This is a genomic window from Streptomyces clavifer (assembly GCF_036345975.1).
Classification (GTDB): Bacteria; Actinomycetota; Actinomycetes; order Streptomycetales; family Streptomycetaceae; genus Streptomyces; species Streptomyces clavifer.
This window is the reverse complement of the sequence record NZ_CP107793.1, coordinates 1420046-1440282: the sequence shown is the minus strand read 5'-3', so window position 1 is coordinate 1440282 and position 20237 is coordinate 1420046. Positions and strand designations below refer to the sequence as shown.

The window sequence follows — 20237 nt, the reverse complement described above, 5'->3', positions numbered from 1 at the left end:
CAGAGCTCGCACGCAGCATGATCGTGGCAGACGCCACCGACCGGAGGGACCACGTGGACGAGAGCGGCGACAGCGGGCGCCCGCAGCACGGCGCAGGGGGCACGGACCCCGGCACCGGGCCCGGGAAGGGCAAACCGCGGCGCCCGGCAGACCCCGGCGGCGGCCTCCTGATGGGCCGTCCCTTCGGCGTGCCCGTGTACGTGGCGCCCAGCTGGTTCGTCGTCGCCGCGCTGATCACCTGGGTCTTCGGCGGACAGCTCGACCGGGTCCTGCCCGGGCTCGGCGCCGCCCGCTACCTCGTCGCGCTCTTCTTCGCGATCGCGTTCTACGCCTCGGTGCTCGTCCACGAGCTCGCCCACACCGTCGCAGCCCTGCGCTACAAGCTCCCGGTCCGCCGCATCCAGCTCCAGTTCTTCGGCGGCGTCTCCGAGATCGAGAAGGAGTCCGAGACACCGGGCCGCGAGTTCGTCCTCGCCTTCGTGGGCCCCCTGCTCTCCCTCGTCCTCGGCGGCGTCTTCTACGTCCCCCTCCAGTTCGTCGAGGCGGGGACCATCCCCGGAGTGCTCCTCGCCGGGCTGATGATCTCCAACCTCATCGTGGCCGCCTTCAACCTGCTGCCCGGCCTGCCGCTCGACGGCGGACGCATGCTCCGCGCCGTGGTCTGGAAGATCACGGGCAAGCCCATGAGCGGTACCATCGCCGCCGCGTGGGTCGGCCGCGGCCTCGCCGTCGCCGTCCTCGTCGGCCTGCCGCTGCTCACCCACACCGGCGCCCTCGGCAACGCCACCAGTGAGATCAGCGGTTTCGAGACCGTGACCGACGCCCTGCTCGCCGCGATCCTCGCCGGAATCATCTGGACCGGCGCGGGCAACAGCCTGCGCATGGCCCGGCTGCGCGAGCACCTCCCGGACCTGCGCGCCCGCACCCTCACCCGGCGCGCGGTCCCCGTGGAGTCCGCCACCCCGCTGTCCGAGGCGCTCCGCCGGGCCAACGAGGCGGGTGCCCGCGCCCTCGTCGTCGTCGACGGGCAGGGCAACCCCAAGGGCGTCGTCCGCGAAGCGGCCATCGTCGGGGTCCCCGAGCACCGCCGGCCCTGGGTGGCCGTCAGCGGACTCGCCCAGGACCTCACCGAGGGCATGAAGGTCCCCGCCGAACTCGCGGGCGAAGCACTCCTGGACCGGCTCAAGGCCACCCCCGCCACCGAGTACCTGGTGATCGAGGAGACCGGCGAGATCTACGGCGTCCTGTCCACCGTCGACGTCGAACGCGCCTTCGTCGCCGCCATGGCCCGGCCCTCGGCCTGACCGCGTCCCCCGGCGCCGGGGACCCCGCGAGGGAGGCCGCCGAAATACCGGTAGGCTGGCCACATGTCCGAACCGACCGGTGCCGCCCGCCGTCGCGGCCCATTCAAAGTCGGGGACCAGGTCCAGCTCACCGACCCCAAGGGACGCCACTACACCTTCACGCTCGAGGCCGGAAAGAACTTCCACACCCACAAGGGTTCTTTCCCCCACGACGAGCTGATCGGTGCTCCCGAGGGCAGTGTTGTCCGTACCACGGGAAACGTCGCCTACCTCGCGCTGCGCCCCCTGCTCCCCGACTACGTCCTGTCCATGCCCCGCGGCGCCGCCGTGGTCTACCCCAAGGACGCGGGGCAGATCCTGGCCTTCGGCGACATCTTCCCCGGCGCCCGCGTCGTGGAAGCCGGCGTCGGCTCCGGAGCGCTGAGCACCTTCCTGCTGCGCGCCATCGGCGAGCAGGGCATGCTGCACTCCTACGAGCGCCGCGAGGACTTCGCCGAGATCGCCCAGCAGAACGTCGAGCGCTACTTCGGTTCCCCGCACCCCGCCTGGCAGCTCACCGTCGGCGACCTCCAGGACAACCTGTCGGACACCGACGTCGACCGTGTCGTCCTGGACATGCTCGCCCCGTGGGAATGCCTGGAGGCCGTCTCCAAGGCACTCGTGCCCGGCGGCATCCTCTGCGCGTACGTCGCGACGACCACCCAGCTCTCGCGGACCGTCGAATCCATCCGCGAGATCGGCTGCTTCGCCGAACCGCAGCCGTGGGAGTCGATGATCCGCAACTGGCACGTCGAGGGACTGGCCGTCCGTCCCGACCACCGGATGATCGGCCACACGGGATTCCTCGTGACCGCCCGCCGGCTCGCGGACGGCGTCGAGCCGCCCCTGCGCCGCCGCCGCCCCTCCAAGGGCGCGTACGGCGAGGACTACAAGGGCCCCGGCAGCCGGAGCGGATCCGCCCCCGCCGAGGACTGACCCGGTCCGTGGTCCGGCCCGCCCGGGCCACGCCGCCCACGACAACGCGCAGGCGCCGCCGCCGAGTTCCCCGGACCGACCCGGGGGCCCGGCGGCGGCGCCTCTTCGTCACCCGTGGCAGGGACGGAGCGACCCCACCGTTCCCCTCCGGTGTGAGGTGTGGCACGATGCTGGCCACCCCCGCCCGCCGACATCCGCTCGGCACTGCCTGTCCCAGGCACCCATGAACCACAGGAGACACAGCGCGTGCAGACCTCCGCTCTCCCGGACCTCGCGCACACCGACACCAGGCCGGTGCACTGGCTCGCCACGGCCGCGGCCATGGCCGCCGTCGTCGCGGGCGCGGGACTGCTCCAGCCCGAGGCGGCCACCGCGACGGCCTCGGCGTCCGAGCACCGCACCGGCGCCTCGCACGGCGCCGCACCGGCCGCCGCACCCGATCCGGCCGGTGTCGACTTCCCCCTGGACTGCAGCGGCGCCGGGCAGACCGTGACCCACAGAGCGCCCGGGGACCTCGACGGCGACGGCCGGCCCGAGACCGTGGCGGTCGTGCGCTGCGACGCGGGCTCCGGGACACCGCCCAGCGGCGTCTACGTCCTGACACGCACGAGCGGGGCCGCACCCCGGGTCGTCGCGACCCTGGTGGACCCCGCCGAGAAGCTGACGGTCACCGATTTCGCCGTCCGCGACGGCCGGGTCTCCGCGACCCTGCTGGGCTACTCGTCGGCCGCGGTGCCGCGTTGCTGTCCGGACGAGGAGGAGAGCGCCGTCTGGCAGTGGAAGGGCAACGCGTTCGTCCGGTCGGCGTCGGCCGGGGACGCCGACCGGAGCGCCTGAGCCGGTTACGCCGCGTCCGGTCCGAAGACTTCCACATTGTCCGAGACGCGACGTACATGAATGCAGTCGCCGGGACATTCCTTGGCCGAATCCACCACGTCCTGGAGGAGCGGCAGCGGCACGGGGGTGGTGGCGCCCTTGTCCTGGAGGAGCTCGTCCTCGGTGCTCTTCACATACGCCAGACCGTCGATGTCCAGCTCGAACACCTCGGGTGCGTACTGCACGCAGATGCCGTCGCCCGTACAGAGGTCCTGGTCGATCCAGACCTCGAGGTCCTGTGTGTCGCTGTCGCCCGGAGCGTCCTGCCGCACGGTCATGAGTCCTGCCGTTTCCTGCGTATCTGAACCAATTGGAGCCAGCCCTGACGGGTGTTGGTCGGTTCGACGATACAACCGGCGGCTTTCCGATGCCGAAGGGTGGGTATTCCCTTGGCGTGAGGGAGAGCGCAAGGGTGAAGATCGGACACACCCCCGGGTCTTTGTGATCTAGGGGTTTCAATCATCACCCACGCAGGTAGGGTCAGGAAGCGTCCAGCTCCCCTTGGAGGAGGTGAGGACCGTGGCAGCCCACGACGACGACATCAACCGCGGCATCCGGCCCGCGCGGGGGTCAGATGACCCAGCCGGCCAGGTTGCCTATCTCGAGCAGGAGATCGCCGTCCTGCGACGTAAGCTCGCCGACTCTCCGCGTCATTCGAGGATTCTCGAAGAGCGGATCGTCGAGCTGCAGACCAACCTGGCAGGCGTGTCCGCGCAGAACGAGCGGCTCGCGAGTACGCTCCGGGAGGCCCGCGACCAGATCGTGGCCCTCAAGGAGGAGGTCGACCGGCTTGCCCAGCCCCCGGCCGGCTTCGGTGTCTTCCTGCAGGTCAACGAGGACGGCACCTGCGACATCTTCACCGGGGGACGCAAGCTCCGGGTGAACGTCAGTCCCAGTGTCGAGCTCGAAGGCCTCCGGCGAGGCCAGGAAGTGATGCTCAACGAAGCGCTCAACGTGGTCGAGGCCATGGCATTCGAGCGGGCCGGGGACATCGTCACCCTCAAGGAGATCCTCGAGGACGGCGAACGCGCCCTGGTGGTCGGGCACACCGACGAGGAACGGGTGGTGCGGCTCGCCGAGCCGCTGCTGGACATCACCATCCGTCCCGGCGACGCCCTCCTGCTCGAACCCAGGTCCGGCTACGTCTACGAAGTGGTGCCCAAGAGCGAGGTCGAGGAGCTCGTCCTCGAAGAGGTTCCGGACATCGACTACAACAAGATCGGCGGTCTGGGCGACCAGATCGAGCTGATCCGCGACGCGGTCGAGCTCCCCTACCTCCACCCGGACCTCTTCAAGGAGCACGAACTGCGCCCGCCGAAGGGCATCCTGCTCTACGGTCCCCCCGGCTGCGGCAAGACACTCATCGCCAAGGCCGTCGCCAACTCGCTGGCCAAGAAGGTCGCCGAGGTCACCGGACAGCCCACGGGGAAGAGCTACTTCCTCAATATCAAGGGCCCCGAGCTCCTCAACAAGTACGTCGGCGAGACCGAGCGGCACATCCGGCTCGTCTTCCAGCGTGCCCGGGAGAAGGCGAGCGAGGGCACTCCCGTCATCGTCTTCTTCGACGAGATGGAATCCCTCTTCCGCACCCGTGGTTCCGGCGTCAGCTCGGACGTGGAGAACACCATCGTCCCCCAGCTGCTCGCCGAGATCGACGGGGTGGAGGGCCTGGAGAACGTCATCGTCATCGGCGCCTCCAACCGCGAGGACATGATCGACCCCGCGATCCTGCGGCCGGGCCGCCTCGATGTGAAGATCAAGATCGAGCGTCCCGACGCGGAGGCCGCGAAGGACATCTTCGCGAAGTACCTCACGCCCTCGCTGCCGCTGCACGCGGACGACCTGGCCGAGCACAGCGGCTCGAAGGAAGCCGCAGCCCACGCCATGATCCAGTCCGTCGTGGAGCGGATGTACACGGAATCCGAGGAGAACCGCTTCCTCGAGGTGACGTACGCCAACGGCGACAAGGAAGTCCTGTACTTCAAGGACTTCAACTCCGGAGCGATGATTCAGAACATCGTGGACCGGGCGAAGAAAATGGCCATCAAGGCATTCCTCGAGCAGCGCCAGAAGGGCCTGCGCGTCTCCCATCTCCTCCAGGCGTGCGTGGACGAGTTCAAGGAGAACGAGGACCTGCCCAACACCACGAACCCGGACGACTGGGCCAGGATTTCCGGAAAGAAGGGCGAGCGGATCGTGTTCATCCGCACACTCGTCACCGGAAAGCAGGGCGCGGACACCGGTCGCTCCATCGACACGGTGGCAAATACCGGACAGTACCTGTAAAACGCAGACCGGCTGCGGATGCCCGGGAGGGCATCCGCAGCCGGCCGTTTTCCCGGCAGGTCCGGCCACACCCGAACAATGACGCAATTGATCTCCCCACCGGCGCAGAGGCGCTCTAGGCTCTGCCGTACCGCCGAGTCGCGCAGTGCGGGGACGGGCACCGCACGCGTACCGGACCAGCAGCGGTACTTGAGCGGGGCTCCCGGACGGGAGCACCGCCGGGCAAGGAGGGCCGCATGACCGTACGGCGAGTGATGGGCATCGAGACGGAGTACGGGATCTCCGTCCCCGGTCAACCCAACGCCAATGCCATGCTCACCTCGTCCCAGATCGTCAACGCCTACGCGGCGGCGATGCACCGGGCGCGCCGCGCCCGCTGGGACTTCGAGGAGGAGAATCCGCTGCGCGACGCGCGAGGCTTCGACCTCGCCCGCGAGACCGCCGACTCCAGCCAGCTCACCGACGAGGACATCGGCCTGGCCAATGTCATCCTCACCAACGGTGCCCGGCTGTACGTCGACCACGCGCACCCCGAATACAGCTCACCGGAGATCACGAACCCGCTCGACGCGGTGCTCTGGGACAAGGCCGGCGAACGCGTGATGGCCGAGGCCGCCGAGCGTGCGGCCGCGATCCCCGGCGCCCAGCCGATCCACCTCTACAAGAACAACACCGACAACAAGGGCGCGTCCTACGGCACGCACGAGAACTATCTGATGAAGCGGGAAACCCCCTTCTCGGACATCGTGCGCCATCTGACTCCGTTCTTCGTCTCCCGCCAGGTCGTCACCGGTGCGGGCCGGGTCGGCATCGGCCAGGACGGCCGTGAGCACGGCTTCCAGATCAGCCAGCGCGCCGACTACTTCGAGGTCGAGGTGGGCCTGGAGACCACGCTCAAGCGCCCCATCATCAACACCCGCGACGAACCGCACTCCGACGCCGAGAAGTACCGCAGACTGCACGTGATCATCGGCGACGCGAACCTCTCCGAGATCTCGACCTATCTGAAGCTGGGTACGACCTCGCTGGTCCTCGCCATGATCGAGGACGGCTTCATCAACGTCGACCTCGCGGTCGACCAGCCGGTGCGCACCCTGCACCAGGTCTCGCACGATCCGACCCTGCACCAGCTCGTCACGCTCCGCAGCGGCCGGACACTCACCGCTGTACAACTGCAGATGGAGTACTTCGAGCTGGGCCGCAAATACGTCGAGGAGCGGTACGGGGCGGACGCCGACGAGCAGACCCGGGACATCCTGGTCCGCTGGGAGGACACCCTGAACCGCCTGGAGAACGATCCGATGAGCCTGGCGGGCGAGCTGGACTGGGTCGCCAAGAAGGAGCTCATGGAGGGCTACCGGCGCAGGGACGGCCTGGACTGGGACGCCCCGCGCCTGCACCTGGTGGACCTCCAGTACGCCGACGTGCGGGCCGACAAGGGCCTGTACAACCGGCTGGCCGCCCGGGGCAAGATGAAGCGCCTGCTCGACGAGAGCGACGTCGGGCGGGCCCGTACGAAGCCGCCCGAGGACACCAGGGCCTATTTCCGGGGCCGCTGCCTGGAGCAGTACGCGGACGACGTCGCGGCGGCCTCCTGGGACTCGGTCATCTTCGACCTGCCCGACCGCGACTCGCTGCAGCGGGTGCCCACGATGGAGCCGCTGCGCGGGACCCGCGAGCACGTCAAGGACCTCCTGGACCGCTGCCGTACCGCGGAAGAGCTGGTCCGGACGCTGTCGGGCGGCTGAAAGGCCCCTCGGCTGGGAATCAATCAAGAGACCTCCGGACGTTGAGACAAGTACCGGGCCAATGTCGGACCCCGTAGGTAGGGTCTGATCACGTGCTTCGAACCGAGCGGGGTGAGCTACATGGCGACCAAGGACACCGGCGGCGGACAGCAGAAGGCAACACGCTCCACCGAGGGGACCGAGGAGCAGGCGCAGGACGCGCAGGTCTCCGAGGACCTGCAGGAGCGACAGGAGAAGCTGAGCGACGACGTCGACGACGTCCTCGACGAGATCGACGACGTCCTCGAGGCCAACGCTGAGGACTTCGTTCGAAGCTTCGTACAAAAAGGCGGACAGTAGGGCAGATGTCCGAATTGGGTGAGGAGAAGTGGTACTCCGGCTGCAAGAGGGAACTACCACTTCCCGCCTTCGCGTCGGACAGGAACCGGCGCGACGGACTTCAGCCGCGGTGTCGGGAGTGCGTGGCTGCTTACGGTGCCGCCCACTACCGGCGCCGCCGGGAGGCTCAAGGTAAGCCGGTACGGCAGCGCGCGGAGGTTCCGCAGGGGCACAAGGAGTGTCGGCCGTGTGGCGAAGTCAAGCCACACAGCGAGTGGCACCGTAACGCGACTGCCCCCGACGGCTTGGCGACGCGCTGCAAAGCGTGCAAGGCAATTCAGGGAAGAGCAGGTCACCTGAAGCGTCAGTACGGCATGACCGAGGCCCAGCGCGACGACATGATCTCGTCACAGGCGGGCGTCTGCACGATCTGTCTATCTGCTCCCGCTGTACATGTGGATCACTGCCACGAGACGGGTAGGGTCCGAGGCGTACTGTGCTTCAACCGCAATTCGGCCATCGGCAAGTTGGGGGATGATCCTGACTCTCTGCGCAGGGCCATCGCATACCTGGAGGGAAACGCGTGGAAGCCAACACTCGTAGCACCGGGCGTCTACCAGCTGCCTTCCTGACGCCGGGTTCGTCCTCGTTCATGGACTTCCTGTCCGAGCAGTCGCCCTCGATGCTCCCCGGCAACCGCAGCCTGCCACCGCTGCAGGGGGCCATCCAGGCGCCGCACGGGACGACCATCGTGGCGGCGTCGTTCCCCGGCGGGGTGGTGCTCGCCGGTGACCGGCGGGCGACCATGGGGAACATGATCGCTCAGCGCGACATCGAGAAGGTGTTCCCGGCCGACGAGTACTCGGCGGTGGGGATCGCCGGCACGGCGGGTCTCGCCGTGGAGATGGTCAAGCTGTTCCAGCTGGAGCTGGAGCACTTCGAGAAGGTCGAGGGAGCCACGCTCTCCCTGGAGGGCAAGGCCAACCGGCTCTCCACGATGATCCGCAGCAATCTGGCGATGGCCATGCAGGGCCTGGCGGTCGTCCCCCTGTTCGCGGGATACGACGTCGACCGCGGGAAGGGCCGGATCTTCTCGTACGACGTCACCGGCGGGCGCTCCGAGGAACACGGATACGCGGCCACCGGCTCGGGCTCCATCTTCGCCCGAGGGTCGATGAAGAAGCTGTTCCGCGAGGACCTGACGGAGGAGCAGACGCTCACCCTGGTCGTGCAGGCGCTGTACGACGCGGCCGACGACGACTCGGCGACCGGCGGCCCGGACGTGGCCCGCCGGATCTACCCGATCGTCACCGTCATCACCGACGAGGGCTTCCGGAAGCTGGACGACACGGAATCCTCCGAGATCGCGCGCTCGATCCTGGAGCGCCGGCTCGAGCAGCCCGACGGCCCGCGCGCCGCGCTGCTCTGACCGGACCGATGCCTCTCCGATGCACTCGTCACTGACAGAAAGGGACGGATAGCCGGTGTCGACGCCGTTCTATGTCTCACCCCAGCAGGCCATGGCCGACCGGGCGGAATACGCCCGGAAGGGCATCGCCCGTGGTCGCAGCCTGGTTGTGCTGCAGTTCGCCGACGGCATTGTGTTCGTCGGCGAGAACCCGTCCCGTGCGCTGCACAAGTTCAGCGAGATCTACGACCGGATCGGCTTCGCCGCTGCCGGCAAGTACAACGAGTACGAGAACCTCCGCATCGGCGGCGTGCGCTACGCCGATCTGCGCGGATACACCTACGACCGCGACGATGTGACGGCCCGTGGCCTGGCCAACGTCTACGCGCAGACGCTCGGCACCATCTTCTCCAGCGCGGCAGAGAAGCCGTACGAGGTGGAGCTGGTGGTCGCCGAGGTCGGGGCGGGGCCGGAGGGCGACCAGATCTACCGGCTGCCGCACGACGGCTCGATCGTGGACGAGCACGGCTCGGTCGCGGTCGGCGGGAACGCGGAGCAGATCAGCAGCTTCCTGGACCAGCGCCACCGTGACGGGATGTCCCTCGCGGAGGCACTGAAGCTGGCCGTCCAGGCGCTCTCCCGGGAGGCCAACGGCAACGAGCGGGAGATTCCCGCCGAGCGGCTCGAGGTCGCGGTCCTGGACCGCACGAGGCCGCAGCAGCGCAAGTTCAAGCGGATCGTCGGCCGGCAGCTGACCAGGCTGCTGGACGCGGACGGCGCGGGGGCGACCCCGACGGACGCCCCGTCCGACTCGGAGACGGAGGACGCCGGGAGCCCGGGCACCGAGACCCCCGGCACCGTGACCCCGGACTCCGACGCCGACGGGTCCGCGAAGGAGTAGTCCGTCCCGGACGTGATCCGGTCCGGTGCCCCCGGCCGCCGCACGTGGCGGCCGGGGGCACCGTCATGAGGCGGGCGGGGGCGCGGACGAGCCGCGCACCACCAGGTGGACGGGGAGACCGGCCTGCTCCGCGGGGCGGCCTTCCAGGACGGCGAGCAGGGCCGTCATACCCCGCTCGCCCACCTGTTCGGCCGGCAGCCGCACCGTGGTGAGTTCGGGCTCCACCGCCGTGGCCAGGGCCAGGTCGTCGAAGCCGGTCACGGAGATGTCGTCGGGCACGCGCAACCCCCGTCTGCGGACGGCCTTGCAGGCACCGGCGGCCAGGATGTCGTCGTCGCAGACGATCGCCGTCGGCAGCGGCCCCGGAGCGGCCAGGACCGCCTCGGCCGCCTCGCGCCCGGCCCGTACGTCGAGCGGCGCCGCCACCCGGTGGACGGTGGCCCCGGGGACGTCCCGCACCGCGTCGGCGAGGGCCCGGGCGCGCACGGCGAAGGTCCAGGTGTCCACCGCGGAGGCCAGGTGGACGAACCGCCGGTGGCCCAGGCCCGCCAGGTGCTCCGCCACCTGCCGCATGCCGTCCGCGATCTCGAGGTTCACCCGTGCGGCCGTACCGTGGTCCCGCGGGTCGCTGTCCAGCATCACCAGCGGCAGGTCCGCACCTCGCAGAGCCCCCAGCGCGTCCGCCGCCATGGACGAGGCGATCACGCCGTCGAGCGCCGCGCGGGCGGAGGCGAACGGGTCCCTGGCCGGCCCCGTCCCGTCGGGCGAGGGGTAGAGCACCACGCCGAAGTCGTGTTCCGCCGCGACGGCGGCGGCGCCCGCGTACACGCGGGCGAAGAACTCGTTGGTGAGCGCGGGCACGACGAGGAGCGCGGTGCGGGTGCGGCCCAGCCGCAGACTGCGGGCGGCCAGATTCGGCCGGTAGCCGAGCTCCCGGGCGCTCCCACGCACCCGCTCCGCGGTCGCCGCGGAGACCCTTCCACGCCATTTTCCGCCGAGCACGAGCGAGACGGCGGCCTGCGACACGCCTGCGGCCCGGGCCACGTCGCGGCTGGTGGGCCGGGGTGGGGCGGGCTGCTGCGGGCTGCTCACTCATGCCTCCGTGCTGGGCGGGCCAGATGCCGTGGGATGGACTCGCGGACTGCGCACATGGTACGTATGCACCCTGACGTTATACGTAAAACTTCTGGGGTGCGACGCCACCGGACGAGAGGGGCGGACATGGCCGCGGGATATCTGGACATCCTCCGGACGCGGCACGCCGCACGGCTGCTGACGGGAACACTGGTGGGGCGCCTGCCGAACGGCACGGCCCACATCGCGATCGTCATGTTCACCCGGGCCGAGGGCGGCAGCTACACGCTGGCGGGCGCCCTCGCCGCCGCGTACGGCCTGGCCACGGCCGTGGGGCAGCCGCTGCTGGGCAGGGCCGTGGACCTGTACGGGCAGCCGCGCGTCCAGCTCCCGGCCGCCGTGCTCTCCGCGCTCGGTATGGCGGCGTTCGCCCTGCTGGGCCTCGACCGGCTGCTGCCCGCCTACGCCGCGGTGATCGTGGCAGGTGTCTTCACGCCACCGCTCGAAGGCGGCCTGCGGGCCCTGTGGCCGACGGTCCTCGGCCGGGAGGACCGGGTGCACCGGGCCTACGCCATGGACGCCGTGGCGCAGGAGGTCATGTTCACGCTGGGGCCGCTGCTCGTGACGGTCCTGGTCTCGCTGTGGTCGCCCGCCGCCGCGCTCCTCGTCATCAACGCCATAGGCGTCCTCGGCGCGCTCTCGGTGGTGCTCTCCGAGCCCTCCCGCACCTGGCGTTCCGCGCCCCGGGAGGCGCACTGGCTGGGAGCCCTGCGCTCGCCGGGGCTGCTGGCCCTGCTGGGGGCGTTCTTCTTCGTCGGCCTCGCGCTCGGCTCGATCACGGTGGCCGGAGTCGCCTACGCCGACGACCACGGCCGGGAGTCCGTGTACGGATGGCTGATGGCCGCGCTCGGACTCGGTGCGCTGATCGGCGGCGCGGCCTACGGGGCGCGGCAGTGGGCCGGGGCGCCCGAGAAGCGGCTGCGGGTCATCGTCGGCCTGCTGGCCCTGGGATACCTTCCGCTGACGCTGACCCCCGGCGTGCCCGCCATGACCGCGCTGGCCGCCCTGGCCGGGGTGTTCCTGGCCCCGGCGATCGCCTGCTCCTTCATCGTCGTCGACCGGCACGCCCCGCGGGGCACCGTGACCGAGGCGTTCTCCTGGCTCGTGACGACGTTCGGGGTGGGCGCGGCGGCCGGCACGGCGGTCGCCGGTCCGGCCGTCGAACTCGGCGGGACGGCGTGGAGCTTCGCCGTCGCGGGGGCCGGGGGAGTGGCCGCGCTGCTGGTTCTGCTGGCCACCGGGAGGGTCCTCGCAGTTCCCGTACGCGGGCCGGAAGTCGTGGCCGGTTCGGAAAATGATCGAAACGGTGCTGCCGAACCCGGTTTCAGCTCAGGCCATAAGGCGTAATGTTCAGTCATGGACCGCCGCATTTTCGGGCTGGAGAACGAGTACGGCGTCACGTGCACGTTCAGGGGACAGCGCCGACTGTCACCTGATGAAGTGGCGCGCTACCTCTTCCGCCGTGTTGTGTCATGGGGCCGCAGCAGCAATGTCTTCCTGCGGAACGGCGCCCGCCTGTACCTCGATGTGGGATCGCATCCGGAATACGCGACACCCGAATGCGACAACGTGACCGAACTGGTCACGCACGACAAGGCAGGCGAACGCATTCTCGAAGGCCTGCTCGTCGACGCCGAACGCCGCCTGCACGAGGAGGGAATCGCGGGCGACGTCTATCTCTTCAAGAACAACACCGACTCGGCCGGAAACTCCTACGGGTGCCACGAGAACTACCTCGTGGCACGGCACGGGGAATTCTCCCGGCTCGCGGACATCCTCATTCCCTTCCTCGTCACCCGACAGCTGATCTGCGGTGCCGGCAAGGTGCTGCAGACCCCGCGCGGAGCCGTCTACTGCGTGAGCCAGCGTGCCGAGCACATCTGGGAGGGCGTCAGTTCCGCGACGACGCGTTCCCGTCCCATCATCAACACGAGGGACGAACCGCACGCCGACGCCGAGCGGTTCCGCCGCCTCCACGTCATCGTCGGCGACTCCAACATGTCCGAGACGACCATGCTGCTCAAGGTCGGCGCCACCGATCTGGTGCTCCGCATGATCGAGGCGGGCACGGTGATGCGCGACCTGACCCTGGAGAACCCGATCCGGGCCATCCGCGAGGTCAGCCACGACATCACCGGGCAGCGCAAGGTGCGACTCGCCAGCGGCCGTGAGGCCTCGGCCGTCGAGGTCCAGCGCGAGTACTACGAGAAGGCCGTCGACTTCGTCGAGCGCCGGGGCATCCGCACCGGCACGGTCGACCAGGTCCTCGAGCTGTGGGGCCGCACCCTGGACGCCATCGAGGCCGAGGACCTCGACCGGATCGGCACCGAGATCGACTGGGTCATGAAGTACAAGCTCATCGAGCGGTACCGGGCCAAGCACAACATGACCATGTCGAACCCGAGGGTCGCCCAGATAGACCTCGCCTACCACGACATCCACCGCCGCCGAGGGCTCTACTACCTGCTGGAGCGCAAGGGGCAGGTCGCTCGCATCTGCAACGACATGAAGATCTTCGAGGGCAAGTCCGTGCCCCCGCAGACGACCAGGGCGAGGCTGCGCGGCGACTTCATCCGCCGGGCCCAGGAGCAGCGGCGGGACTTCACCGTCGACTGGGTCCACCTCAAGCTCAACGACCAGGCGCAGCGCACCGTGCTGTGCAAGGACCCGTTCCGTTCCGTGGACGAGCGGGTGGAGAAGCTCATCGCGGGCATGTGACCGGACAGGACAGGTCCCGCTGCGGATGCGACCGGGCCCCGTACGTTCCTCGTACGGGGCCCTTCGCGCGGCCTAGAGTGTCGGGGACCCATTCACGTGCCGTCTGAGATCTGAGGAACCAGTGCGCCGACTTGCCGGCCTTCTCGCCGTCCCCCTTCTGCTGCTGTCCACTGCGGCATGCGGCGACGACAAGGCCTCCGACTCCGCCTCGCCCAAGAACGGCGTCCCCGCGATCACCGCGGGTGCGAAGTTCGGCGAGAAGCCCACCCTGGCGAAGGGAGAGGGCGATCCGCCCAAGGAGCTGAAGACCGAAGTCATCAGTGAGGGTGACGGCGCGAAGCTCAAGAACGGCGACGCGATCCAGGTCAACTACCTCGGCCAGGCGTGGGACTCCACCAAGCCGTTCGACAACAGCTTCGACCGCAAGCAGCCCTTCGATCTGACGCTCGGTGCGGGCATGGTCATCCAGGGCTGGGACAAGGGCCTCGTCGGCCAGAAGGTCGGCAGCCGCGTCGAGCTGGTCATTCCGCCGGACCTCGGTTACGGCGAGCAGGGCCAGGGCGACATCAAGCCCAACGCCACCCTCGTCTTCGTCGTCGACGTGGTGAAGGCGACCCAGGTCCCGAAGTCCGCCGAGGGCAGCGAGGTCGCGCAGGACAACATCGACCTTCCGAAGGTCGGGACGAACACCGACGGCAAGGCGCCCAAGGTCACCTTCCCCAAGGCCGACCCGCCCAAGAAGCTCGTCTCCAGCTACGTCCTCGAGTCCGACGGGGCCGTCATCAAGGAGACCGACAGCGTCGTCGTGAACTACGAGGCCTTCCTGTGGAAGGGCGGCAAGAAGTTCGACAGCACCTACGACACGGGCAAGACCGCGACCTTCCCGCTGGCCCAGATCACGGTCAAGGGTTTGAAGAACGGGCTCGTCGGCAAGAAGGTCGGCAGCCGTGTGCTGCTCGTCATCCCGCCGGACCAGGCCTTCGGTGACAAGGCGCAGCAGACCATCCCCGCCAACTCGACGCTGGTGTGGTCCGTGGACATCCTGACAAAGATGTAAGACTGTCCCGGTTGCCCGTTCATCATCCTGAGGAGCAGTTCAGTGAGCATCGAGAAGCCCGAGATCGACTTCCCGGGTGGCGAGCCGCCGGCGGACCTGGAGATCAAGGACATCTGGGAAGGCGACGGAGCGCAGGCCGAGAAGGGCCAGACCGTCTCCGTCCACTACGTCGGTGTGGCGTTCTCCACCGGCGAGGAGTTCGACGCCTCGTGGAACCGCGGCACCCCGCTGCAGTTCCAGCTCGGTGCCGGTCAGGTCATCGCGGGCTGGGACCAGGGTGTCCAGGGCATGAAGGTCGGCGGGCGCCGCCAGCTGACCATCCCCGCGCACCTCGCCTACGGCGACCGCGGCGCGGGCGGCGGCTCCATCGCCCCGGGTGAGACGCTGATCTTCGTCTGCGACCTGGTCGCCGTCTGATCCGTCCGATGACAGGAGCGAGGGCCCGTGCCACGAGGCGCGGGCCCTCGCTTTGGTCCGGGCACCCCGGAGCGGTACGGTCGACGGTCGTAGAGCACGTCGAGAAAGGGCGTCGATGGCGATTGCCAAGGCCGAACGGCTGATGAACCTGGCACTGTGTCTGCTGGGTACCCGGCGCCCGCTCAGCAAACGTGAGCTCCGAGGGTCCATCGAGGCCTATCTCGAAGCGGGCTCCGACGAATCCTTCAACCGGATGTTCGAGCGCGACAAGGACGACCTGCGCGAACTCGGCCTGGTCATCGAGACCGTGGAGAACCTGGACGGGGACACCGGCTACCTCGCGCGCCGCGACAGCAACCGGCTGCCGCCCATCACGCTGGACGCCGAGGAGGCAGCGGCTCTCGGGCTCGCCGCCAAGGTCTGGCAGCAGGCCCGGCTGGCCGGCGCCGCCAGCGGCGCCCTGCAGAAGCTGAGGGCGGCCGGCATGCCCGAGGCCGAGGACGCGTACGAGGTGCACAGCGCCCTCGAACCCCGTATCCCGGTCCACGAGGCCGCCTTCGAGCCGCTGATGCTCGCCTGCCGGGACCGCCGTCCCGTCACCTTCGACTACCGCAAGGCAAACGCCGCCCGCCCCGAGCAGCGCCAGGTGGAGCCCTGGACGCTCGAGTGCTGGCGCGGCCACTGGTACCTGGCCGGCTGGGACCGCGGCAGGGGCGCCGAGCGGGTCTTCCGGCTGTCCCGGATCTCCGGACGGGTCCGCTCCCGTGCCGGAGCCTTCACGGCCGAGGTGCCCGACGTGGTCACCGTCCGCGAGACCGTGGAGAGCTGGGCGGGGGAGACCGCGACCAGGACCGCCCGGATCAGGCTGCGCGCCGGGTCCGGATACCCCCTGCGCTCCCGTGCGACAGCCGTACGGGAACTCGGCGACGGCTGGGACGAGTTGGAGATTCCGTACGGACACGGACTGGACGCCTGGCTCGTCGAGTTCGGACCGGACGTCGTCGTGGAGGAACCCGCCGATCTGCGGGTCGATGTGATGGACCGGCTGCGCGCCGTGGCCAAGGACTGAGGGGGACCCGCAACTCGTGGCCACGAACGCGATCGACCAGACCCGGCGGATGCTCTCCCTGGTGACGTATCTCCGTGAGCGCCCCGGCGCGCACGTCCAGGACGTCGCCCGGGCCTTCGGCATCACCGAGGACGAGCTGATCTCCGACCTCGACGTGCTCCCCATGTGCGGGACCAGCTTCCGCGGCGGTGACCTGCTGGACATCGACACCGACGGCGACCGCATCTGGTGGCACAACCCGGACGACGTCGCGGAGCCGCTGCGGCTGGCCGCGGACGAGGCCACCGCGCTCCTCGTCGCGGCCCGCGCGGTCGCCACACTGCCGGGCCTGCGCGAGAGCGACCGGCAGGCGCTGGTGCGCGCGACCGCGAAGCTGGAGACCGCGGCCGGCGAGGTGGGAGCCGCCAGCTCACGGCTCTCGGTCACCTTCGAGTCCGAGGGCGGTGTCTTCGCCGACGTCGACCGGGCGATCTCCGAGCGGCGCAGGCTCTGGCTGCGGTACTACTCGCCCGCGCGCGACGAGCTGACCGAGCGCGAGGTGGACCCGATCCGCCTGTTCGCCGTCGGCCACACGTACATGGAGGGCTGGTGCCGGCTCTCCGAGGCACGGCGTACGTTCCGGCTCGACCGGGTCGCGGAGATCCGGCTGCTCGACGCCCCGTCCGCGCCGCCGGAGATTGAGCTGCGCGACCTGTCCGAGGGGCTGGTGCAGCCGGCCGCCAAGGACCCGGAGGTCGTGGTCGAGGTGGGGCCCGGGGGCAGATGGGTCGCCGAGTACTACCCGCACGACAGCGCCGAGGAGCTGCCCGACGGAGGTATGCGGATCACCCTCCGCACTCCGGACCCGGCCTCGCTGCGCAGGCTCGCGCTGCGGCTCGGCGGGGAAGGGCGCATCACGGCTCCGCAGGACCTGGCGCACAGTGCCAGGCTGGCCGCGCGCGAGGCACTGGCCGCCTACGACGATGCGCTCTGAGCGGGGGCCGGCGGTGCACCGGGGAGACAAAGGTCATATGGCGGCGATATCGGGCGGGCGTGGCAGGCAGCACGGTCCCGCACCCGTGCCGGTGCCCGGCGCCGTACGGTTCAGGGCCGCGTGCCCGGACTGCCGGGGGCGCTTCGAGCTCGGGGCGGGAGCCCTGCGCCTCGCCATAGGCGCCAGCCGGCGTACGACCTTCTACACCTTCACCTGCCCCGAGTGCGGCTCCGCGGTCCGCAAGCCGGCCGGGGAGCGCATCATCGAACTCCTCTCCGGCGGCGGAGTGCGGACCCTGCGCCTCCACACCGCCCTCCGGTAGCGCCCGCGGGCCGTCCCCCAGCAACGAGAAGACATCGAGGCACCGTCCATGTTCTGGCCCATGCTCGCCATCGCCCTGGGATTCCTCGGCCTGGCCGTGCTCGGCGTCCTGGCCGTCAAGGTCTTCGTCGAGGCGCAACGGCTCGGCAGGCAGGTCGCGGCGACCACGCAGCGGATCAACCGAGCGGCCGAGGATCTCGAACGAGCGGCCACCGGTCTCGCGGAGACCGGGGAGGCCCTGCGATAGGAAGGGAGCGCCCTCCGTTTTCACGGGTTCGGGGAGTACGCTGCTGAGGTCGGCCCAGGCAGGGAGGTGCGGGCCGCAACCGGGGGTACGCGCGGGCATTGCCTCGCGTTCACCCCTGCGGGTTACGATCGCTGCCAGCGTCAAGGTCGGACGTATGTCCGGTCGAACGGGTAGCGAGCCCACCCTCCAGTCGCCTCAGTGAGAAGGAAGTCGCACATGATCGGCAATCTGAAGCCCCTCGAGATCGTTCTGATCATCGCTGTCATCCTGCTGCTCTTCGGTGCCAAGAAGCTTCCTGACATGGCGCGTTCGCTCGGCAAGTCGGCCCGCATCCTCAAGAGCGAGGCCAAGGCCATGAAGAAGGACGACGCGGAGCCCGCGGCGCCCACCACGGAGACCGTCGCGGACACCCCTCCGCCGGCGACCCCCGCCCGTACCATCCAGGCCGCTCCCGGGGACGTCACCAGCTCCCGCCCGGTCAGCGAGGCCAAGCCCACCACCCAGAGCTGACAGCTGATTCGCTTCACCGACAGCTGCCGCACGAGACGAGGGAAGTGGGTTGCTCAAGTCTGCCCGCAAGCAGGAGAAGGACGACGAGGGGCGGATGCCCCTCCTCGATCACCTGCGTGAGCTGCGCAACCGACTGCTGAAGTCGGTCCTGGCCATCGTGATCGCAGTGATCGCGGCAGCGTTCTTCCAGAAGGAAATCTTCGAGTTCCTGATGAAGCCGATCCTGGACTCGGTCGGCTGCAAGAACGGCGCCGTGACCATGGTCAACGGCCGGCCCTGCGCGGAGATGACCACCAACGGTCTGCTGTCGCCCTTCACCATCGCGCTGAAGGTGTCCCTGATGGCAGGTGTGCTGGTGGCCACCCCCGTCTGGCTCTACCAGCTGTGGGCGTTCGTCGCCCCGGGCCTGCACAAGCAGGAGAAGCGCTACTCGATGGCCTTCGTGGCCGCGGGGGTCCCGCTCTTCCTGGCCGGTGCCTACCTGGCCTACACGATCCTGCCGCAGACCGCCGAGATCATGCTCGGCTTCACGCCCGACAACGTGAAGAACCTGCTGCCCCTCGACGACTTCCTCGACCTGATCACCCGCATGGTGATCGTCTTCGGGCTGGCCTTCGAACTGCCGCTGCTGCTCATCCTGCTCAACATGACCGGGGTCCTGTCCGGTGTCCGCATGCTGCGCTGGTGGCGCGGGATGATCGTCGGCCTCACGGCGTTCGCGGCCATCGCGACGCCGGGTGGTGAGCCCATCTCGATGCTCCTGCTGGCGGGCCCGCTCGCGGTGCTGTACTTCGTCGCGGTCGGTTTCTCCCTCCTCAACGACAAGCGCAGGCAGCGTAAGAACCCGGACGCCGAGCTCGACGACGACGAGGCCTCGAAGCTGGACCTCACGCCCCAGAACATCGGCGCCATCGAGGGCGTGGGCGCTCCCAGGGCGGCCCTGCCCGAGCAGGCAGGCGGCGAGTCGGACGGCGGCCGGTCCCACCGGCTCAACGGTTACGACGACATCACCTGACCTTGTAGGGTCTCCCCAATCTTCGTCCAGGGGGACCCCCAGTGACCAGCGAGATCACGCTCTTCGTCAATCCCACCGCAGGACGCGGCCGGGGCGCGCGAGCCGCGCAGCCGGCCGCTTCCGCGTTGCGGGACGCGGGTTTCTCCGTGCGCACGGTGCTCGGTGAGGACGCCGGTGACGCCCTGCGCCGGGCCCGTGAGGCCGTGGCCGGCGGAACCGGCGCGCTGATAGCCGTGGGCGGGGACGGGATGGCGTCCCTCGCGCTCCAGGCCGTCGCCGGAACGGCGACGCCGCTGGGGGTCGTGGCCGTCGGCACGGGGAACGACTTCGCCCGCGCGCTCGGGCTGCCGGTCCGCGATCCGGCCGCGGCGGGACGGCTCGCCGCCGAGGTCCTCACAGCGGGGACGGCGCGCGGCATCGACCTCGGCCGGGTCGGCGGGCGCTGGTTCGGCTCCGTGCTCGCCTCCGGTTTCGACTCACGGGTCAACGACCGCGGGAACCGGATGCGCCGGGTAGCCGGGCGGTTCACGTACGACCTGGCGATCCTCGCCGAGCTGGCGGCCTTCCGGCCGATCCCGTACCGCGTCCGGCTGGACGGCGGCTCGGTGCGGGAGATCGAGGCGACGCTGATCGCCGTGGGCAACGGCTCCACGTACGGGGGCGGCATGCGGATCTGCGCCGACGCCGTCATGGACGACGGGCTCTTCGACGTGACCGTGGTCGGCGACTGCAGCCGGACCACACTGCTCAAGGTCTTCCCCCGGGTGTACCGGGGCACGCACCTCGGCCACCCGAAGGTGACCGTGCACCGCGTCGCGTCCATCGAGCTGGCCGCCGCGGACGTCACCGCGTACGCGGACGGCGAGCCGCTGGGCGCGCTGCCCCTCACGGCGACCTGCGTGCCGGACGCCGTGAGGGTCCTCGCACCGTGAAATAAAGATCGGGCTGACTGTCATACCC

Annotated in this window: 22 protein-coding genes; 20 read left to right on the top strand and 2 right to left on the bottom strand. The window is 69.7% G+C overall.

Features of this window, described 5'->3' with window-relative positions; all coding sequences use genetic code 11:
* Positions 1 to 53 precede the first annotated feature (53 nt).
* The 3 genes from OG927_RS06020 (at position 54) to OG927_RS06010 (ending at position 3116) form a co-directional block, all read left to right on the top strand.
* Positions 54 to 1304, top strand: coding sequence for a site-2 protease family protein (locus OG927_RS06020; protein ID WP_056787478.1), 1251 nt, complete (start codon positions 54 to 56; stop codon positions 1302 to 1304).
* 63 nt (positions 1305 to 1367) lie between these two features.
* Positions 1368 to 2279, top strand: coding sequence for a tRNA (adenine-N1)-methyltransferase (locus OG927_RS06015; RefSeq protein WP_056786491.1), 912 nt, complete (start codon positions 1368 to 1370; stop codon positions 2277 to 2279).
* 246 nt (positions 2280 to 2525) lie between these two features.
* Entirely contained in the window at positions 2526 to 3116 is a 591-nt protein-coding gene (locus OG927_RS06010) for a hypothetical protein (protein WP_124282875.1), read from the top strand.
* Positions 3117 to 3121: 5 nt separating this feature from the next.
* Here OG927_RS06010 and OG927_RS06005 read toward each other — a convergent pair whose 3' ends face one another.
* Positions 3122 to 3433 (bottom strand): ferredoxin, encoded by a 312-nt coding sequence (locus tag OG927_RS06005; RefSeq protein WP_056786496.1) that lies wholly within the window; start codon positions 3431 to 3433, stop codon positions 3122 to 3124.
* A 241-nt stretch (positions 3434 to 3674) separates the two neighbouring features.
* On the opposite strand from OG927_RS06005, the gene arc reads away from it, so the two are divergent.
* From arc to prcA, 6 genes are all read left to right on the top strand, one after another.
* The gene (arc, locus tag OG927_RS06000) at positions 3675 to 5441 is read left to right on the top strand and encodes a proteasome ATPase (RefSeq protein ID WP_056787482.1); all 1767 of its coding nucleotides are present in this window, start codon (positions 3675 to 3677) and stop codon (positions 5439 to 5441) included.
* 236 nt (positions 5442 to 5677) lie between these two features.
* Positions 5678 to 7189, top strand: a complete 1512-nt coding sequence (gene dop / locus OG927_RS05995; RefSeq protein ID WP_056786499.1) for a depupylase/deamidase Dop — start codon at positions 5678 to 5680, stop codon at positions 7187 to 7189.
* A 120-nt stretch (positions 7190 to 7309) separates the two neighbouring features.
* The gene (locus OG927_RS05990; RefSeq protein WP_330319812.1) at positions 7310 to 7528 is read left to right on the top strand and encodes a ubiquitin-like protein Pup; all 219 of its coding nucleotides are present in this window, start codon (positions 7310 to 7312) and stop codon (positions 7526 to 7528) included.
* A 5-nt stretch (positions 7529 to 7533) separates the two neighbouring features.
* Positions 7534 to 8139 carry an endonuclease VII domain-containing protein gene (locus OG927_RS05985; protein ID WP_330319811.1) on the top strand — a complete coding sequence of 202 codons (606 nt, stop codon included), beginning with the start codon at positions 7534 to 7536 and terminating at the stop codon, positions 8137 to 8139.
* Positions 8091 to 8936, top strand: coding sequence for a proteasome subunit beta (prcB, locus tag OG927_RS05980; protein WP_124282876.1), 846 nt, complete (start codon positions 8091 to 8093; stop codon positions 8934 to 8936). The genes OG927_RS05985 and prcB overlap by 49 nt, the downstream gene beginning before the upstream one ends.
* Positions 8937 to 8991: 55 nt before the next feature.
* Positions 8992 to 9816 (top strand): proteasome subunit alpha, encoded by an 825-nt coding sequence (gene prcA, locus OG927_RS05975; RefSeq protein ID WP_209470841.1) that lies wholly within the window; start codon positions 8992 to 8994, stop codon positions 9814 to 9816.
* Between the two features lie 63 nt (positions 9817 to 9879).
* On the opposite strand, the gene OG927_RS05970 is transcribed toward prcA, so the two are convergent.
* Positions 9880 to 10908 (bottom strand): LacI family DNA-binding transcriptional regulator, encoded by a 1029-nt coding sequence (locus OG927_RS05970; protein WP_056786507.1) that lies wholly within the window; start codon positions 10906 to 10908, stop codon positions 9880 to 9882.
* A gap of 129 nt (positions 10909 to 11037) precedes the next feature.
* Here OG927_RS05970 and OG927_RS05965 point away from each other — a divergent pair, with 129 nt between their 5' ends.
* The 11 genes from OG927_RS05965 to OG927_RS05915 all read left to right on the top strand — a co-directional run bounded on the left by OG927_RS05965 (position 11038) and on the right by OG927_RS05915 (position 20209).
* Positions 11038 to 12297, top strand: a complete 1260-nt coding sequence (locus tag OG927_RS05965) for an MFS transporter (RefSeq protein ID WP_330319810.1) — start codon at positions 11038 to 11040, stop codon at positions 12295 to 12297.
* Positions 12298 to 12306: 9 nt separating this feature from the next.
* On the top strand, positions 12307 to 13668 hold the full coding sequence (gene pafA, locus OG927_RS05960; RefSeq protein ID WP_056786514.1) for a Pup--protein ligase: 1362 nt from the start codon (positions 12307 to 12309) through the stop codon (positions 13666 to 13668).
* 121 nt (positions 13669 to 13789) lie between these two features.
* Positions 13790 to 14725 carry an FKBP-type peptidyl-prolyl cis-trans isomerase gene (locus tag OG927_RS05955; protein ID WP_209470843.1) on the top strand — a complete coding sequence of 312 codons (936 nt, stop codon included), beginning with the start codon at positions 13790 to 13792 and terminating at the stop codon, positions 14723 to 14725.
* A 42-nt stretch (positions 14726 to 14767) separates the two neighbouring features.
* Positions 14768 to 15142: an FKBP-type peptidyl-prolyl cis-trans isomerase gene (locus OG927_RS05950; protein ID WP_056786522.1), complete on the top strand. Its 375-nt coding sequence runs from the start codon at positions 14768 to 14770 to the stop codon at positions 15140 to 15142.
* Positions 15143 to 15257: 115 nt separating this feature from the next.
* Positions 15258 to 16211 (top strand): helix-turn-helix transcriptional regulator, encoded by a 954-nt coding sequence (locus OG927_RS05945; RefSeq protein ID WP_330319809.1) that lies wholly within the window; start codon positions 15258 to 15260, stop codon positions 16209 to 16211.
* A 16-nt stretch (positions 16212 to 16227) separates the two neighbouring features.
* Positions 16228 to 17184: a helix-turn-helix transcriptional regulator gene (locus OG927_RS05940; RefSeq protein WP_330319808.1), complete on the top strand. Its 957-nt coding sequence runs from the start codon at positions 16228 to 16230 to the stop codon at positions 17182 to 17184.
* A gap of 37 nt (positions 17185 to 17221) precedes the next feature.
* Positions 17222 to 17506, top strand: a complete 285-nt coding sequence (locus tag OG927_RS05935; protein ID WP_209470844.1) for a hypothetical protein — start codon at positions 17222 to 17224, stop codon at positions 17504 to 17506.
* 48 nt (positions 17507 to 17554) lie between these two features.
* Complete coding sequence (locus OG927_RS05930) at positions 17555 to 17752, top strand: hypothetical protein (RefSeq protein WP_056786540.1); 198 nt, start codon at positions 17555 to 17557, stop codon at positions 17750 to 17752.
* 216 nt (positions 17753 to 17968) lie between these two features.
* Positions 17969 to 18262: a Sec-independent protein translocase subunit TatA gene (gene tatA / locus OG927_RS05925; protein ID WP_056786543.1), complete on the top strand. Its 294-nt coding sequence runs from the start codon at positions 17969 to 17971 to the stop codon at positions 18260 to 18262.
* Between the two features lie 49 nt (positions 18263 to 18311).
* Positions 18312 to 19277: a twin-arginine translocase subunit TatC gene (gene tatC, locus OG927_RS05920; protein WP_056786546.1), complete on the top strand. Its 966-nt coding sequence runs from the start codon at positions 18312 to 18314 to the stop codon at positions 19275 to 19277.
* A 41-nt stretch (positions 19278 to 19318) separates the two neighbouring features.
* Positions 19319 to 20209, top strand: coding sequence for a YegS/Rv2252/BmrU family lipid kinase (locus OG927_RS05915; RefSeq protein ID WP_209470845.1), 891 nt, complete (start codon positions 19319 to 19321; stop codon positions 20207 to 20209).
* The last annotated feature ends 28 nt before the right edge of the window (positions 20210 to 20237 follow it).